At 67.5% G+C, this 15605-nt stretch carries 15 protein-coding genes; 4 read left to right on the forward strand and 11 right to left on the reverse strand.

The annotated features are described in order from the left end of the window. Window positions 1-102: 102 nt before the first annotated feature. Window positions 103-993, forward strand: coding sequence for an AIM24 family protein (locus ACRCUN_RS16600; protein WP_462142716.1), 891 nt, complete (start codon window positions 103-105; stop codon window positions 991-993). Next, a complete protein-coding gene (locus ACRCUN_RS16605; protein ID WP_462142717.1) occupies window positions 990-2567 on the forward strand; it encodes a class I adenylate-forming enzyme family protein in 1578 nt (525 codons plus the stop codon). Before ACRCUN_RS16600 ends, ACRCUN_RS16605 begins: the two co-directional genes overlap by 4 nt. Here the strand turns inward: ACRCUN_RS16605 and ACRCUN_RS16610 are convergent. From ACRCUN_RS16610 to ACRCUN_RS16635, 6 genes are all read right to left on the reverse strand, one after another. Next, window positions 2551-3813: an MFS transporter gene (locus ACRCUN_RS16610; protein WP_462142718.1), complete on the reverse strand. Its 1263-nt coding sequence runs from the start codon at window positions 3811-3813 to the stop codon at window positions 2551-2553. The two genes, ACRCUN_RS16605 and ACRCUN_RS16610, sit on opposite strands and share 17 nt — an antisense overlap. Continuing rightward, window positions 3810-4907: a PLP-dependent cysteine synthase family protein gene (locus ACRCUN_RS16615; RefSeq protein WP_462142719.1), complete on the reverse strand. Its 1098-nt coding sequence runs from the start codon at window positions 4905-4907 to the stop codon at window positions 3810-3812. The genes ACRCUN_RS16610 and ACRCUN_RS16615 overlap by 4 nt, the downstream gene beginning before the upstream one ends. Window positions 4908-5004: 97 nt before the next feature. Further along, window positions 5005-5394, reverse strand: a complete 390-nt coding sequence (lpqS, locus tag ACRCUN_RS16620; RefSeq protein WP_462142720.1) for a putative copper homeostasis (lipo)protein LpqS — start codon at window positions 5392-5394, stop codon at window positions 5005-5007. Further along, the gene (locus tag ACRCUN_RS16625) at window positions 5391-7601 is read right to left on the reverse strand and encodes a heavy metal translocating P-type ATPase (RefSeq protein WP_462142721.1); all 2211 of its coding nucleotides are present in this window, start codon (window positions 7599-7601) and stop codon (window positions 5391-5393) included. Before ACRCUN_RS16625 ends, lpqS begins: the two co-directional genes overlap by 4 nt. 11 nt (window positions 7602-7612) lie before the next feature. Continuing rightward, window positions 7613-8494, reverse strand: coding sequence for a DUF8832 domain-containing protein (locus tag ACRCUN_RS16630; protein WP_462142722.1), 882 nt, complete (start codon window positions 8492-8494; stop codon window positions 7613-7615). A gap of 7 nt (window positions 8495-8501) precedes the next feature. Continuing rightward, the gene (locus ACRCUN_RS16635; RefSeq protein WP_462142723.1) at window positions 8502-8708 is read right to left on the reverse strand and encodes a heavy-metal-associated domain-containing protein; all 207 of its coding nucleotides are present in this window, start codon (window positions 8706-8708) and stop codon (window positions 8502-8504) included. Between the two features lie 75 nt (window positions 8709-8783). On the opposite strand from ACRCUN_RS16635, the gene ACRCUN_RS16640 reads away from it, so the two are divergent. Both ACRCUN_RS16640 and ACRCUN_RS16645 read left to right on the forward strand, forming a co-directional pair. Continuing rightward, a complete protein-coding gene (locus tag ACRCUN_RS16640; RefSeq protein ID WP_462142724.1) occupies window positions 8784-9500 on the forward strand; it encodes a response regulator in 717 nt (238 codons plus the stop codon). Beyond that, window positions 9497-10597, forward strand: a complete 1101-nt coding sequence (locus ACRCUN_RS16645) for a HAMP domain-containing sensor histidine kinase (protein ID WP_462142725.1) — start codon at window positions 9497-9499, stop codon at window positions 10595-10597. The genes ACRCUN_RS16640 and ACRCUN_RS16645 overlap by 4 nt, the downstream gene beginning before the upstream one ends. Here the strand turns inward: ACRCUN_RS16645 and ACRCUN_RS16650 are convergent. From ACRCUN_RS16650 to ACRCUN_RS16670, 5 genes are all read right to left on the reverse strand, one after another. After that, a complete protein-coding gene (locus ACRCUN_RS16650; protein ID WP_462142726.1) occupies window positions 10594-11238 on the reverse strand; it encodes a DUF305 domain-containing protein in 645 nt (214 codons plus the stop codon). The genes ACRCUN_RS16645 and ACRCUN_RS16650 overlap by 4 nt on opposite strands. 64 nt (window positions 11239-11302) lie before the next feature. Beyond that, the gene (locus ACRCUN_RS16655; RefSeq protein WP_462142727.1) at window positions 11303-12367 is read right to left on the reverse strand and encodes an adenylate/guanylate cyclase domain-containing protein; all 1065 of its coding nucleotides are present in this window, start codon (window positions 12365-12367) and stop codon (window positions 11303-11305) included. A 4-nt stretch (window positions 12368-12371) separates the two neighbouring features. Then, window positions 12372-13655 (reverse strand): GAF domain-containing protein, encoded by a 1284-nt coding sequence (locus tag ACRCUN_RS16660; RefSeq protein ID WP_462142728.1) that lies wholly within the window; start codon window positions 13653-13655, stop codon window positions 12372-12374. A gap of 44 nt (window positions 13656-13699) precedes the next feature. Further along, a complete protein-coding gene (locus ACRCUN_RS16665) occupies window positions 13700-14479 on the reverse strand; it encodes an acetoin reductase (RefSeq protein WP_462142729.1) in 780 nt (259 codons plus the stop codon). A 24-nt stretch (window positions 14480-14503) separates the two neighbouring features. Beyond that, the gene (locus tag ACRCUN_RS16670; RefSeq protein ID WP_462142730.1) at window positions 14504-15550 is read right to left on the reverse strand and encodes a 2,3-butanediol dehydrogenase; all 1047 of its coding nucleotides are present in this window, start codon (window positions 15548-15550) and stop codon (window positions 14504-14506) included. Window positions 15551-15605 lie beyond the last annotated feature (55 nt).

A 15605-nucleotide genomic window follows, 5' to 3' on the forward strand; every position in this document is an offset into this window, starting at 1 on the left:
GCGTTCGGCACGTCGCGGGCGCGGATGAAGGGTGTGCGCACCGGCGCCCGTGGCCTAGTGTCGTTTCCGGTCCCGTCGTACATCAACTCAAGGAGTGAATCCGTGAACGGTCCCCGCCCCGGTAGCTGGCTGCCGGATCCCGAAGGCCGCTACGAGTACCGCTGGTGGGACGGACAGGCCTGGACCGACCAGGTGTCACACCAGGGCCAGGTCGGAAGGGCCCCGCTGGGCGGCCCACCGCCGGGTGGCGGCGCGCCCGCACCCGAGCAGCCTCAGCACCAGACCCAGCAACAGGGTGCGCCGGCCTCCGCGCAGGGCGACGGATTCGCCGGCATCACCGGCGATCTGATCGACGGACGGTTCAGCGAAAAAGAGTCGGCCGCAATCGCGAACCAGAACGACCGGATGCTGCGGGTTCGCCTCGGCGAGCCGTTCATGGCCCGCCAAGGTTCGATGGTGGCCTATCAGGGCAACGTCGACTTCGCGTTCGAGGGCGGTGGCGCAAGCAAGTTCCTCAAGAAGGCCCTGACCGGCGAAGGCCTTCCGCTCATGCGCTGCCAGGGGCAGGGCGATGTGTTCCTCGCCGAACAAGCCAATTACGTACATCTGCTGCACTTGACCAACTCCGGCCTGTCGATCAGCGGCAAGAACGTGCTCGCGTTCTCGTCGAGCCTCGACTGGAACATCGAGCGGGTCAAGGGGGGCAGCATCGCAACGGGCGGTCTGTTCAACACGACATTGCGCGGCAGCGGCTGGGTCGCGCTGACCACCGACGGCCCACCGGTGGTGCTCAATGCCGGCGAAGCGCCGACGTACGCCGACACCAACGCCGTCGTGGCATGGTCGTCGCATTTGCAGACCCAGTTGAAAACGAGCTTCAAGGCGGGCGCACTGATCGGGCGCGGCTCCGGCGAGGCACTGCAGGTGGCGTTCCACGGCAACGGTTTCGTCATCGTCCAGCCTTCCGAGGGATTGACCATCCCGGTCCAGTGACACCGTCTGCATGGGACACCGGCGTCGAGAATGACGGCTACGCCGGACATCCCGGCTTGCGCTACCGCAGCGCACCGGGGTCACCGGCCGAGCTGATCTGCGCCACATCCCATTTCAGCGATCGCACGTTCCTGGTACACGGTGCCCGGCGAATCACCTACAGCGGGTTTCGCCGGGCCCTCGGCCCGGCGACCGAACATCTGCGGAGCCTGGGTATCCGTCCCGGCGACCGTGTCCTGCTGTTCGGCTACAACAGCCCGGAATGGGTTGTCGCACTTTGGGCGTTGTGGCTCACCGGCGCGGTACCCGTGCTCGGCAACCGGTGGTGGGGCGCGGCCGAGATCGAACACGCCATCACGCTGCTGGCGCCGCGACACGTATTGACCGACAGCGGCTCCGAGTTTTCGGCGCCGACAAGCGCGCTGGGCGAGCTCGCGGTGGCGATCGACGATCCCGCGGAGCGCGAACCGGAACTCGGACCCCAGCCCGATCCCGACGACCCTGCCCTCATTCTCTTCACCTCCGGCAGCTCGGGCATGCCGAAAGCCGTTGAACTGAGCGGCCGTTCGGTGATCTGCAACCAACAGAACATCCTGGGCCGCACCAACCGCTTTCCAGACCTGATCCCAGCCGACGCGCCGCAGGTCGTGAGCCTGGCCACCACACCGATGTTCCACATCGGCGGACTGTCGAGCCTCATCACGCACTTTCTGACCGGCGGCCGGATCGTGTTGGCTCAAGGCCGCTTCGACGCGGGGCAGATTCTGGGTCTGATCGAGGCCGAGAAGATCCAGATCTGGGGCGCGGTGCCGACCATGGCCGTGCGCCTGCTGGAGCACCCGGACTTCGGTCGCCACGATCTGACGAGCCTGCGCTCGTGGCCGCTGGGTGGCGCCCCGGTGTCGGCTGAACTCCTGGACCGTATCCGGGCCAAGCTGCCCAATTTGCGCCGGCGGGGCCTGAGCAACACGTGGGGCATGACCGAAGCCGGCGGCTTCCTCACGGTCGCCGACGGTCGCGACCTCCTCGACCGGCCCGGTACGGTCGGGCGGCCCTACCCGGTCGTCGAACTGCGGATCGACGCACCCGACGAGACCGGGACGGGCGAGATCTTGGCCCGCTCCCCCACCGTCATGCGGGGCTACGTGGGTAAAGCCGAGGACATCATCGACACCGAAGGTTGGCTGTCGACAGGCGATCTCGGTCATCTCGACGCCGACGGCTATCTCTACATCGACGGCAGGCGCAAGGATGTCGTGATCCGGGGCGGCGAGAACATCGCCTGCCCGCACGTCGAGGCCGCGCTGATCACACATCCCGCGGTGATCGAGGCGGCGGCGATCGGGCTGACCCATCCCGACCTCGGGGAAGAACTCGCGGCCGTCGTTGTCTACCGGGACGGCGACACCCCGCCGACCGTCGACGTATTGCACAACCACCTGACCGGCCTGCTGTCGTCCTTCGCCATCCCCACCCGGTGGGAAATCCGCACGACGCCGCTGCCCACGCTCGCCGGCGAGAAAATCGACAAGCAATCCCTGATCGCCGAATTCCCTTCTACCGGTGAGCTATAGCCGCATCGACGCGCGGAGTGTCGAGGTGGCGTCCACGGTCGAGCGCCCACAACGCCAACGCCGAGGCCACGCCGACCCCGAACAGGCCCAGCCACACCAACTCGGCAAGTCCGGCGCCGCGGGCGGCGCCGATGACGGTTCCGGTCGCCACGTTGCCGAGCAGTATGCCCACGCCGACAATCGTGTTGTAGAAGCCGTAGTGCGTGGCCATCAGGCGGTCACCCGACAGCGCCACCACGGTGTCCATCTCGAACGGGAACACCGCCGCGGATCCGAGCGCGAGCAGCACGGCGGCGAGAATCAACGCCGCCACCGCTGGGGGTGAACCGAACCGGCCCGCGTCGGGCACCACCGCCAGGGGCACGAATGCCACCGCCAGAAGCAGCAACCCGACCACAAGGCTGCGGCCACGTCCCCATCGGGCCGAGAACCATCGCGTGATCCGCAACTGCCCTGCCACCGCGACCAGACCCGACACCACGAAAAGCGCTGCCACAAGGCCCGATTCGGCGCCGGGCCACAGCACCGCGGCCTGCAATGGCAACGCGAGGTACACCTGGAACGACAGCACGTAGGACCCGATCATCGCGACGGCGAACAGCAGGAAGGACCGGTTCGCCACGACGGTGCGCCAGTCCTGCAGCACCGAACCGCGCTGAACCGCCGGCTCGGCCCGGTGCCTCGGCAGCGCGAACAGCTGCGCTGCCGTCAGTATCGCGAAAACCCCGGCCGCCACCCCGGCGGTCACCCGGAAATCGAACGCCAGCAGTGCCATTCCGACCAAAGGGCCGAGCAGGATGCCGGCTTGATAGAAGACATTGAACGTGGCGAATGCCTGCAGGCGGCGCTCGCCGGCGTCGGCCGCGAGGTAGGCCCGCACTGCCGGATTGAACAGCGCGCCGGCGAATCCAGTTGCCGCTGACGCGATCAGCATCGCCGGCAATGTGTCGGCCACCACGAGCAGGCCGAATCCACCGGTGCGCAGTAGGCAGCCGGCAACGATCAGCGGCTTGTACCCCAGCCGGTCGGCCAGCGTGCCGCCGACGATGAACATGCCTTGCTGTGAGAAGTTGCGGACCCCGAGGACGAGACCCACCGCCCACGCGGCCAGCCCGAGCGGACCGGCGAGATACCCGGCCAGGTACGGCATCAGCATGTAGAAGCCGAGATTGATGCCGAACTGGTTGACCATCAGCAACCGGCTGGGCAAGTCGAAGCTGCGGAATTGGGTGATCACACCGATCATCGCTGCACCGCAACAGGATCGACGACCGTCGTGCATCGGGTCCACGAGCCGACCACCCGATCACCCGGCCGATCGATCACCTCGGGTTCCCGCGGCGGCGGACCGTCCAGCAGTCCGTGTTCACGGCAGTAGTCGTCGTTGTAGACGGTGTCGAAATAGCGTTGCGGCCCGTCCGGGAAGACCGCGGCAATGGTGGTACCGGCCGGATGGTTACGGGCGGCCCACCCGGCGACGACGCCGACCGCACCGACACTCCAGCCGCCGCTCGCGTAATAGGTCGCCGCCAGGGTGCGGCACGCCCACACCGCCTCGGCCGGAGCGATCCAGTGCACCTCGTCGAACGCCGCATAGTCGACGTTGCGCGGGTAGATGCTCGAGCCGAGGCCGCGCATGATGCGCGTGGCCGCCGGCTGGCCGAAGATCGTCGAGCCGATCGCGTCGACACCGATCAGCTTGAGCCGCGGGTTGTTTTCGCGCAGCACCCGGGCCACCCCGGCGGAATGTCCGCCGGTGCCCACCGAGCAGACCAACACGTCGATGCGACCGAGTTGGGCGATGAGCTCGAGCGCGAGCGGACGGTACGCGTCGACGTTGTCGGGATTGTTGTATTGATCGGGATACCAGGAGCCCGGATACGCCGAGAGCAGCTCGGCGACCCGGTCGCGGCGGGCCTGCTGCCAGCCACCCGTGGGATGTGGCCTGGTAACCGTTTCGATGTCGGCGCCGTAGGCCGTCAGCATGCGCGCGATGATCGGCTCAAGACCCGGATCGGTCACCAACGTCACGGGATGGTGGTAGACGGTTCCGGCGAATGCCAGGCCGAGTCCGAGTGTGCCGCTGGTCGATTCAACGACCCTCGCACCTGGGTTCAAGTCGCCTCGGCTGCGGGCGCGTTCCACCATGTGCATGGCGGGGCGGTCTTTCATACCGCCCGGGTTGTACCCCTCCAACTTGGCCCAGAAGCCGCGGCCGTCGCCGGTGAAGGGTCGGGAAATCCACAGAGCCGGAGTGTGTCCGACCATGGTGTTGGGGCCGCGGTTTCGGCGCAGGCCGGGATGTGATGTGCGGTCGTCTTCGAACAGAACATGGTTCATGCGTCGTCGTTTCTGCACTCGAGCCACGGTGTGCGCGGCAAGCTGGATTGGACAGCGGTGGGCGGCGTGCCGCATGGCACGTGCCCGGCGCTGCCGATCAGCGGCGCGAGATACAGAACCGAACGAGTCGAGCTTGACCGGTGAGGGTGGGCGCCTGGCGATCGGGCGGCCCTCGGGACGGGCCTACCGCGATGCAACCCGACAGCAGAGTGCAACCGACACCGAAGGCCACGAGGACGAGCAGGGACAAAGCAGTTGCCGCTCGCGGAAGTACTGCGTTGGCGAACGTCTCCGGTGCGTGTGAACCACTGTTGTCGTCAGCGTGCGGGTGATCGACGACCACTGCGAGATGATCGCCGATGGCCGCTGCGACAGCGTGCGGATGGTGGACGGCGTGTTCATGCGATGCGGCCTGCCACTCCCCTGCGATGGCCAGAGCCAAGCAAGCCATCGCCGCCACGACCGCGCATCGCAGGGCCGACGTCATTTGAACCGCCGCAACCGCAGGCTGTTGCTGACAACGAACACCGACGAGAACGCCATCGCAGCACCGGCCAGCATCGGGTTCAGCAGGCCGGCAGCGGCCAGCGGCAACGCCGCGACGTTGTATGCGAAGGCCCAGAACAGGTTTCCCTTGATGGTTGCCAACGTCTTGCGCGACAACCGGATCGCGTCGGGGGCTGCGCGCAGGTCTCCACGCACGAGCGTGAGATCGCTGGCCTCGATGGCGACGTCGGTTCCGGTTCCCATGGCCAGACCGAGGTCGGCCTGCGCCAATGCCGCGGCATCGTTCACGCCGTCGCCGACCATCGCGACCACGTCGCCATCGGCCTGTAGACGCTTGACCACGTCGACCTTGTCCTTGGGCAGCACCTCGGCGTAAACCTCGTCGATGCCAACCTGTTCGGCTATGGCGTTGGCCGCCGCTTCGTTGTCTCCGGTCAGCATGATCGGCTTGAGCCCGAGTGCGCGCAGTTGGCTGATCGCCTCCGCCGACGTCGGTTTGACCGCGTCGGCGACCACCAGGACGCCACGTGCCTTGCCGTCCCATCCCACGGCGACAGCGGTGCGCCCCTGCGCCTGGGCTTCGTTCATCGCGTCGGTGAGCTTCGCGCCCAGTGACTGTCCCCAGTCGGCCAGCAGCCGGCCGCGACCGACGACGACGGCGTGCCCGTCGACAACCCCTTGTACACCCAGGCCCTCGACGTTGGCGAAATCCTCGACCGGCGGAAGTTCGCCGACCTTGTCCTTGGCGCCCTTGGCGATCGCGCGGGCGATGGGATGTTCGGAGGCGTCCTCGACGGCACCGGCCAGCCGGATGACCTCACCTGGTTCCTCGTCGTCCACGATCACGTCGAGCAGTGTCATCGTGCCGGTGGTGACGGTCCCCGTCTTGTCGAGCACGATCGTGTCGACCCGGCGAGTCGATTCGAGCACCTCGGGCCCCTTGATGAGGATCCCGAGCTGTGCTCCACGACCCGTGCCGACAAGTAGTGCGGTGGGCGTGGCCAGTCCTAGTGCGCATGGGCACGCGATGATCAGCACCGCCACCGCCGCGGTGAACGCCGCAGCGACCGATCCCCCGGTGCCGATCCAGAAGCCCAGCGTGGCCACCGCAAGCGCGATGACGATCGGCACGAATACGCCCGAGATCCGGTCGGCCAGGCGCTGTGCCTGGGCCTTGCCGTTCTGTGCGTCCTCCACGAGGCGGGCCATCTGCGCGAGCTGGGTGTCGGATCCGATCCGGTTGGCCCGCACGACAAGTCGGCCGCCCACGTTGACGGTCGCCCCGACGACCTGATCACCGGGAGCGACTTCGACGGGCACGGATTCGCCGGTGAGCATCGACGCATCCACGGCCGATGATCCGTCGACCACCACACCGTCGGTCGCGATCTTCTCACCGGGCCGTACCACGAACTCGTCACCCACGGCCAGTTGATCGATCGGAATACGTTGTTCTGCACCGTTTCTGCGCACCGCGACGTCTTTGGCGCCGAGTTCGAGCAGCGCACGCAGCGCAGCACCCGCGCGTCGCTTCGACCGGGCTTCGAAGTACCGGCCGGCCAGGATGAACGTGGTGACGCCTGCGGCCACCTCGAGGTAGATGTTGCCGGTGCCGTCGGTGCGCGAGATGGCAAGGGAGAACGGATGCGTCATCCCCGCCACGCCCGCAGTGCCCCAGAACAACGCATACACCGACCAGCCGAACGCGGCGATGGTGCCCATCGAGATCAGCGTGTCCATCGTGGCGGTGCCGTGGCGCAGATTGAGCCATGCGGCACGGTGGAAAGGCAGGGCGCCCCACACCACCACCGGCGCGGCCAGCGTCAGTGAAAGCCACTGCCAGTTGGTGAACTGCAGCGCGGGAATCATCGCCATGGCGATCACCGGCACGGTCAGTACCGCGGACACCATGAGCCGGGTCCGCAATGCCCGCAACGCGCCGCCGGGATCGTCGGTGTTCTCGGGCTCGGCGGTGATCTCCGGCGCGGGCAGCTGCGCGGTGTAGCCGGCGGTTTCGACGGCCTCGATCAGCTGCTCGGGCGTCACCTCGCCCGAGACGTCGACGTGTGCCTTTTCGGTCGCGTAGTTCACGGTCGCGGTGACGCCGTCGAGTTTGTTGAGCTTGCGCTCGATGCGTGCCGCGCAGGAGGCGCACGTCATCCCACCGATCTGCAGTTCGACCGTCATGGCGACTCCTCTCAGTGGCTGTGGCCGTGCCCGTCGGGCTCAGTCTCCTGCTGCCCGGCGGCCGGAACGGATACGGTGAATTCGGCCGTACGCACCACGTCGCGGTGCTGGAAGTCCAGATAGAGCCGGTACTCCCCGGCGCTCGGGAAACTGGTGTGGAATCCGATGCCCGGACCGGCAGGGGTGGCCGGATCGGTGGGGTCACCCATCGGATGCACGTGCAGGTAGTCGAGGTCGGCGGCGCGCAGCGCAACCAGATGACCGTACGCCCCCAGGTACGGTTGCAAGTCGGTCACGGGCTTGCCGTCGCGGCTGACCGACAGCGTGAGCTCCGACGACTCGCCTGTCGTCGGCGAACCGGCGAGGGCCACGGTATAGCCGTCGACCGTCGTCGTGGTGGCCGGCGGCGGCAGCGGCTGCGGCTGATAGTCCCCGGCGACTCGCAGATCGGCGCCGATTGTCGTGGCGTCACCGCCCTGCGGGACGAAATCGGCGAACACGCGATAGTCGCCGGCCTCGGGAAAGTCCAACGAGATGCTCCAGGTACCGGTGTCATCCAATGTCGGGTGTACGTGTTGATACCCGCTCAGGTCACGGCGCACCACGATGAGGTGCAGTTGCTTTTCATGGCTCTCGACGTAGTCGGTGATTGCGGCGTTCGAGCTGTCGGTGATGCGGAACCGCACCGGAACCTGCTTGCCTGCCCGCACCAGGGGCTGGGCGAGCTCGAGCGTGTAGGCGCCCTTGGGCTCGGCGTCGACCGGCTCGGAATGATCGGCCGGTGCGCTCACCGGTGCGTCGACCGGTCCCCACAGCGCCCCGAGCCCGAGGGCAACGGCGAATACCACCGCGAGGGCCGCGGCGAACGCGGCGATCTTCTGGGGCGCGTTCATGGGTGGCTCAGCTCGCGACCTGGTAGCCGGCTTCGGCCACGGCCTCGGCGATCGCGCCTTCGTCCAGCTCGGCATCGCTCGCGATGGTCACGAGCCCGGTGGCCAAATCGACGTCGACCGTGGTGACGCCGGGGATGGCGCCGACCTCTTCACGCACCGAGCTTGCGCAATGCCCGCAGGTCATGCCGGTGACGGTGACGGTCTGGGTGCTCATGCGGTTCCCTTCTGGAGTCCGATGTTCGTTGTCCGATTCATACTATACCCCCCTAGGGTATTAGCCTAGGTCCTCATGCACCATAAGGGAGTGGATCGAATACCGGGCGGCTACCGCGCCCTCGTTGTCGACGACGAGGTCCCACTCGCCGGAGTCATCGCGAGCTACCTCACGCGCGAGCAGTTCGAGGTCAGCGTCGCCCACAACGGGCATGACGCGGTGCGGCTGGCCCGCGAGGTCGACCCTGACGTCGTCGTGCTGGATCTGGGGCTGCCCGGCGTCGACGGCGTCGAAGCGTGCCGCCAACTGCGGACGTTCTCCGATGCCTATGTGGTGATGCTCACCGCGCGCGATACCGAGGTGGACACCATCGTGGGCCTGTCGGTGGGCGCCGACGATTACATGACCAAGCCGTTCAGCCCGCGTGAGCTTGTCGCGCGCATCCGCGCGATGCTGCGGCGGCCACGCGCCGCGACCCCAGCCGCCGACGCCCGGGTCTTCGGCCCGCTGCGCATCGACGTGGCGGGGCGTCAGGTGTTCATCGACGACGAACCGATCATGTTGACGCGCACCGAGTTCGATGTACTGGCCGCGCTCTCGGCCCGGCCCGGCGTGGTGCTCAGCCGTCGCCAACTCCTCGAAACCGTCTGGGAACCCACTTATGTCGGCAACGAACACCTCGTCGACGTGCATATCGGTCACCTGCGCCGCAAGCTCGGCGACGATCCGGGCGCACCGCGGTTCGTGACGACGGTCCGCGGTGTCGGGTACCGCATGGGAACCGGGCAATGAGCCCCAGGCAGCGCCCCGGCCTCGGCGCGCGACTGTTGCTCGCGCAGGCATTGGTGCTGGCCATCGGGGCAGCGACGATCGGGCTCGTGGCCGCGATCGTCGGGCCGCCGCTGTTCCGTGAGCATTTGCACCGCGCCGGCGTCTCGGGCCCGTCGGCTGAGCAGATGCACGCCGAGGAGGCCTATGTCTACGCCACACTCATCTCGGTCGGCGCGGCCTTGTGCGTCTCGGTACTCGCCGCCCTCGTCGTCACCTGGTACTTCAGCCGCAGACTGCAACGGTCCGTCACCGACGTCGCGCGCGCCGCGACCGCCGTGGCCGACGGGCACTACGACTCGCGCGTGCCACCCCCGCGTCTGGGTGACGACTTCGACACCCTCGCGCGGGCTTTCAATCAGATGGCCGGCCGACTCGAGACGGTCGACGCCGGCCGCCGGCAGCTGTTCAGCGATCTGGCGCATGAAATACGCACTCCCATATCAGTTTTGGAGGCCTACTTCGAAGCCGTCGAAGACGGGGTGAGAACGCTCGACCCCGAGACGGTTTCGATGCTGCGAGCACAGACCCGCCGGCTGGTCCGATTCGCCGACGACGCCGCGGCGCTCGCACAAGCCGAGGAGGGCAAAGCCACCTTCACCCCGGTCGCGGTCTCGGTGCAGAGCGCGGTGGAAGCCGCGGTAACCGCGGCGCGCGACCGGTTCGACACCAAGGGCGTGACGTTGCAGGCCCGGGTCGCGTCGGACCTGCCACGGCTGTGGGCAGATCCCCACCGGCTGGGGCAGGTGCTGGGTAACCTGCTCGACAACGCCCTGCGACACACCCCGCCGGGCGGCCATGTCTCGATCGAAGCCATCGGCCGCGACGGCACCGTCACACTCAGCGTTGCCGACACCGGCGAAGGCATACCGGCCGAACATCTCTCACGCATCTTCGAACGGTTCTACCGCACGGACACCGCGCGCGACCGCGACCACGGTGGCTCCGGCATCGGCCTGGCCATCGCCAAGGCGCTCGTCGAGGCCCACCGGGGCCGCATCAGCGTCGAAAGCTCGGGTGCCGGAACCACATTCACCATCACCCTGCCCGCCGACGGCTAGAGCGAGCCGAGCAGGCCACGCATGGTGTCGATCTCCTGCTGTTGTGTGGTGACGATCGTGCGTGCCATCTCCACGGCGTCCGGGAACTGACCGTCGTCGATCTCGTCCTGCGCCATGGTGATCGCCCCTTCGTGGTGCGCGATCATCTGCGTGAGAAACAGCTTGACGGCCTCGACGCCCTGCGCGTTCTGCAGCGCGGCCATGTCGGCCTCCGACATCATGCCCTGCATACCTTCCATGCCGGGCATGTTGCCGTGGTCCATGTTGCCGTGGCCCCCTGGCATCGGCGGCCTCGGCGGATTACCCCACTCGTCGAGCCAGCCCTGCATCTGCTCGATCTCGGGGCCCTGCGCAGCCTTGATCTGGGTGGCGAGCTCGCTCACCCGCGGATCGACGCCCTGCTTGGCCAGCAACATGTCGCTCATCTCGACTGCCTGCTGGTGGTGCGGAATCATGTGTTGGGCGAACATCACGTCGGCGTCATTGTGGGCCTGGGGCTGGGCGCTGACCGAGCTGGACGCGGTGACCGAAGCCGACGGGCCGGCCGCCGTCGGCTGGGTTTCGGTCGTGCTACTACAGCCCGCTGCCACGGCGACCGCGACGAGTGCACCGGCGCCGACCAAAGTTGTTCGTTTCCACATGACTCCGAGCCTGCCGACTGTCGATGTGGCTGCCCTCGTCGTTCTGTGAAGATTCGATAAAGGCTCAGGTTTGCGAACGCGCGCGGAATAGTTTGACGTCGCCTTTGATGCCTTTGAGGTGACGCGCACCCGCGAACGACCAGGTGAACCCGTCCGAATCCCCGATCGCTTCGCGGGTGGACTCGGCCACCAGCACCGTGCCGGGTCTGGCCACACCGGTGACACGGCTGGCCAGGTTCACCGGGCTGCCGAACCAGTCGCCGGCCCGGCTCACCGCGAGCCCCGACGCCACGCCCACCCGCAGTCGCGGAAAATCCTCATCGGTTTCGGTTGCGGCCACCAGCGCCAGCACGGCGTCCAGCAGCGCGGCCGGGTTGGGGCTCACGAGCATCACGGCATCCCCGATCGTCTTGATCAACCGCACCGGCGGCACCGAAACCTCCCGCGCGGCCTCCGCAAGCCGATTCGCCAGCCGCTCAAGGTCTTCGGGCGGCACCACCTCCCCGAGCCGGGTGAACCCGACGATGTCGGCGAACGCGATGGTGACCAGCCGGGCACCGGGCAGCGGCACCCCCTCCTCGCGCTCGGTGGCATTGACGGCCTCGGTCTCCATCGCATGGCGTAGCTGGACGAACAGCAGGTCCTGAATCATCGGGCCGAGCAGCGGGGCCGCCTCGGCCACCAGGGCTTCCGACGCCTGCGCGGTCTCCAATTCCGTGGCCCCCGGCTCCAGCACAGCCGCCAGCGCGGCATAGCGCATGACCTCGGCCGCGCGGCTCAGACCTTCGGAGAGCACCCGGTTGATCAGCACGATCTGGTCCGGGTCTATCCCGAGTTCGATGAATCGCTGTGCGAATGCCACCGCTTCCGCGTCGGCGCGCAACAACACCGCGGCGTCCGGATCCTCGACCGCAGGCAGACCCATCGCCCGCTGAAGGCGTTGCAGGAGCTCGATGTCGATGCCGCTCTGCTCGCTGATCTCGCGCGCGGACACATAACTTCCGTCATCGCCCGCCACGCGTCGTGACGCGAGCAGCATCGGATTGGTGGCATGGTCGATCTGGTCGGCGGATATGCCGCGGGCCAGCAGCCAGTCGATCAGCTCGGCGCGCTCCGTCTGTTCAGACACCCCGTCAACGTATCCCGCGGGCCGCGCGCACTGCCGGCGCCGTGGACGACGTGAGAAGCGTCGACATGTCCTGGGGATAGCGCACGTCGACGGCCACCGAATCACCGAAGCGGTAAGGCTTGCCAGCCACCAACCCGACGAACTGCTTACGCAGCCGCGACATCTCGGCGCGCACCGTCACCACGCGCGACCGGTCGCCGTAGAGGTCTTCGGCGAGTTCGGGTGCCGACCGCCCTTGCGGACAGGTGGCCAGTACCAGCAGGATCTCGGCGTGTCGGCTCGAGATCCCACGGCGCCAGCTGCCGAACTGGCCCACCATCTCCAGCGACGGTTCGTTTCCGTCACGCAGATCGAGGGTCACCCGCGACACCATGGGGCTGGATTCCGCCTCGCTGGCCACCCGCACCAGCCAGCCGTCCGGCAGGGACTCCACATCGCACATACCGAGCGGTGGTATCCACACCCGACCCGGCATTCCGTTCTCCGGCAACAGGATCCGGTTGTGCAGCGGCAGCGAGTCAACGGCCGCGACCCAACCGTGCGGATCGACCGCGAGCGCGGGACTGCCCATCCGGGCCAGAATCGGCGCCGACACCGTCCGCAACCGGTTGAGCGTGCGGTCGTGCGCCTCGCGCAGTTTCGACTCGGCCAGCCGGGCCACCAGATCGACCAGTGCGACGGTCGTCGGGTGCACGGTCGCGGCCGGACCCGACACGTCGACAATGCCGATCACGTGACCCGTGCGCGGATCACGGATCGGTGCGCCGGCGCAGGTCCAGGGATGGTGGCTGCGCAGGAAATGCTCGGCGGAAAAGATCTGCACCGCTCGGTGCGAGGCCAGCGCCGTTCCGATGCCATTGGTACCGACCGAGCTCTCACTCCACGACGCGCCCTCGATGAAGCCGAGCCGGTCGGCGAAATTGAGCACCCGAGGCGAGCCGGAACGCCACAGCACCCGGCCCCGGGCATCGGCCATGACCAGGATGTTGTCGCCCTCCTCGATCACCGACTCCAGCCCGCGCGACACGTCGTCAAGAACCGTCAGCAACCCCGAGGACTGCCGCAACATGTCCAGCCCGCTCGTGTCGATATCCGGCGGCGAATGGCGCTCGGGATGAATACCCTTGCCGAGCAGTCGATTCCATGAGTCCGCAATCAACGCGCGTGGCCGCGCCGGCGCCCGGGCGCCCGACATGGTGGCGTCGTAGACCTCCGACAGCAGCATGGCGTAGCGCCGCGGGTCGTCGCCGGGCGCGACCGCGGGCTCAGGTACTGACGAACCGGCCATCACCCACGATTGTGCTCCACATCACAAGTTAATGCCGACTCGCCCTACCGATACACCAGCCCGCCGTCGATCAGCCCGGCCTGCCCGGTCATGTACGCGGCGTCGGGGCCGGCCAGGTAGGAGACGAATCCGGCGACGTCATCGGGGGTTTCCGGCCGGCCGAGCGCGATGCCGCCGACGTATTGCTTGAACGTCTCGCCCACCTCGGCGCCCGTCAGTTCGGCGAACCTCTTGTCGATCTCCACCCACATGTCGGTGCCGACGATGCCCGGACAGTACGCGTTCACGGTGATACCCGCCGATGCGTACTCCTTGGCCGCAGCCTGGGTCAGCCCGCGCACCGCGAACTTGCTCGCGCTGTACACGCCGAGCATTCCGAACCCGTCGTGACCGGCGATCGACGATGCATTGATGATCCGGCCGGGACGGCCAAGCTCGATGAACTTCGCCGCGGCCGCCTGGATGCCCCACAGCACACCGTCGACGTTGATCGACCATACCCGCGCGGCCTCGGCCGGAGTGACGTCGGCGATCGGCCCGACCAGGGCGATGCCCGCGTTGTTGACCATCACGTCGAACCCGCCGAGTGCCTTTGCGGCGTGCTCTACCGCGGCGTACACCGAGTCGCGGTCACTGACGTCGGCCACGAACGTCGTCGCCTTCGAACCGATCGCAGATACCTCGTCGGCCACCTCGTCGATGGCGTCGGCGACCACGTCGACCAGCGCGACGTCGGCGCCGTCCCGTGCCAGCCGCAGCGCGATCCCGCGTCCGATACCCCGGCCCGCGCCGGTGACAAGCGCGACTTTGCCCTCAAGTGACATGTGTTCTCCTAGTTGGTTTTCCGGTCAATCGGCGGGATCGACGAGAACCTTCATCTTGGTTCCCGCGTGCAGTGCCTCGAAGCCCTCGTCGATGACATCGTCGATGCCGATCGGCGTCACCCAGCCCGTGGTGTCGTACACGCCTTGCGACATCAGCTCGATGACGGCTTCGAAGTCGGCGGACGTGTAGCACAGCGAGCCCTGGATCCGAGACTCGTTCATCACCAGATTCAGCAGCGGCGTGGTGAGCGGCTTCTCGTAGATCGCGACACTGATGGTCGGTTTGCGGGCGCCCACACACGCGGTGGCCGCCTCGACGGCAGGCGCCACCCCGGCGGCGTCGAACGCCGCGTCGGCCCCACGTCCGTCGGTGTGGTCGGCGATGAAGGTGGGAACGTCGATCTGGGTGGGATCGAGGGTCTTGGCGCCCAGCGCCTCGATCGCGGCGCGTCGGGTGGGTGACGGCTCGGAGACGAACACCGAGTCGAGGCCTTTGCCGCGCAGGGCGAACCACAGCCCGATGCCGATCGGGCCGGCTCCGAAGATGACCGCGGTGTGCAGCGGACCCACCTCGCCGAGGGTCGCAGCGTGATAGGCCACCGACATCGGTTCGACGAGCGCGCCGAGCTCCAGCGACACGTTGTCGGGCAGTCGATGCAACATGTTGGTCGGGACGACGGTGTACTCGGCCATGCCGCCGTCGGACATGAGCCCGTGAAAGCCGATCTGCTGGCAGATGTTGTAGTTGCCGGCTCGGCAAGGCCCACATTTTCCGCACCGGTAGATCGGTTCGACGGCAACGCGGTCTCCTGGCGCGAAATCGGTGACGCCCGGGCCGACGTCGGTGATGGTGCCCGAGAATTCGTGGCCCATGGTCAGCGGCATCTGCTGGCCGGTGAGTGGATGCGGCTCAGTAGGCACAAAGATCGGGCCCGCATAGTATTCGTGCAGGTCAGTGCCGCAAATCCCGTTGAATCCGACCTTGAGTTTGACGGTGCCGGGCCCCGGCTGCGGCTCGGGAACGTCGGCGACCTCGACCTTGTTGGGTCCGTAGTACACGGCTGCTTTCATGTGGCTGTTCTAGGTGACCGGCAACTCACGCCGGAAGAGTTGCAACCCGTTGCGC

The organism is Mycobacterium venezuelense, from assembly GCF_054919535.1.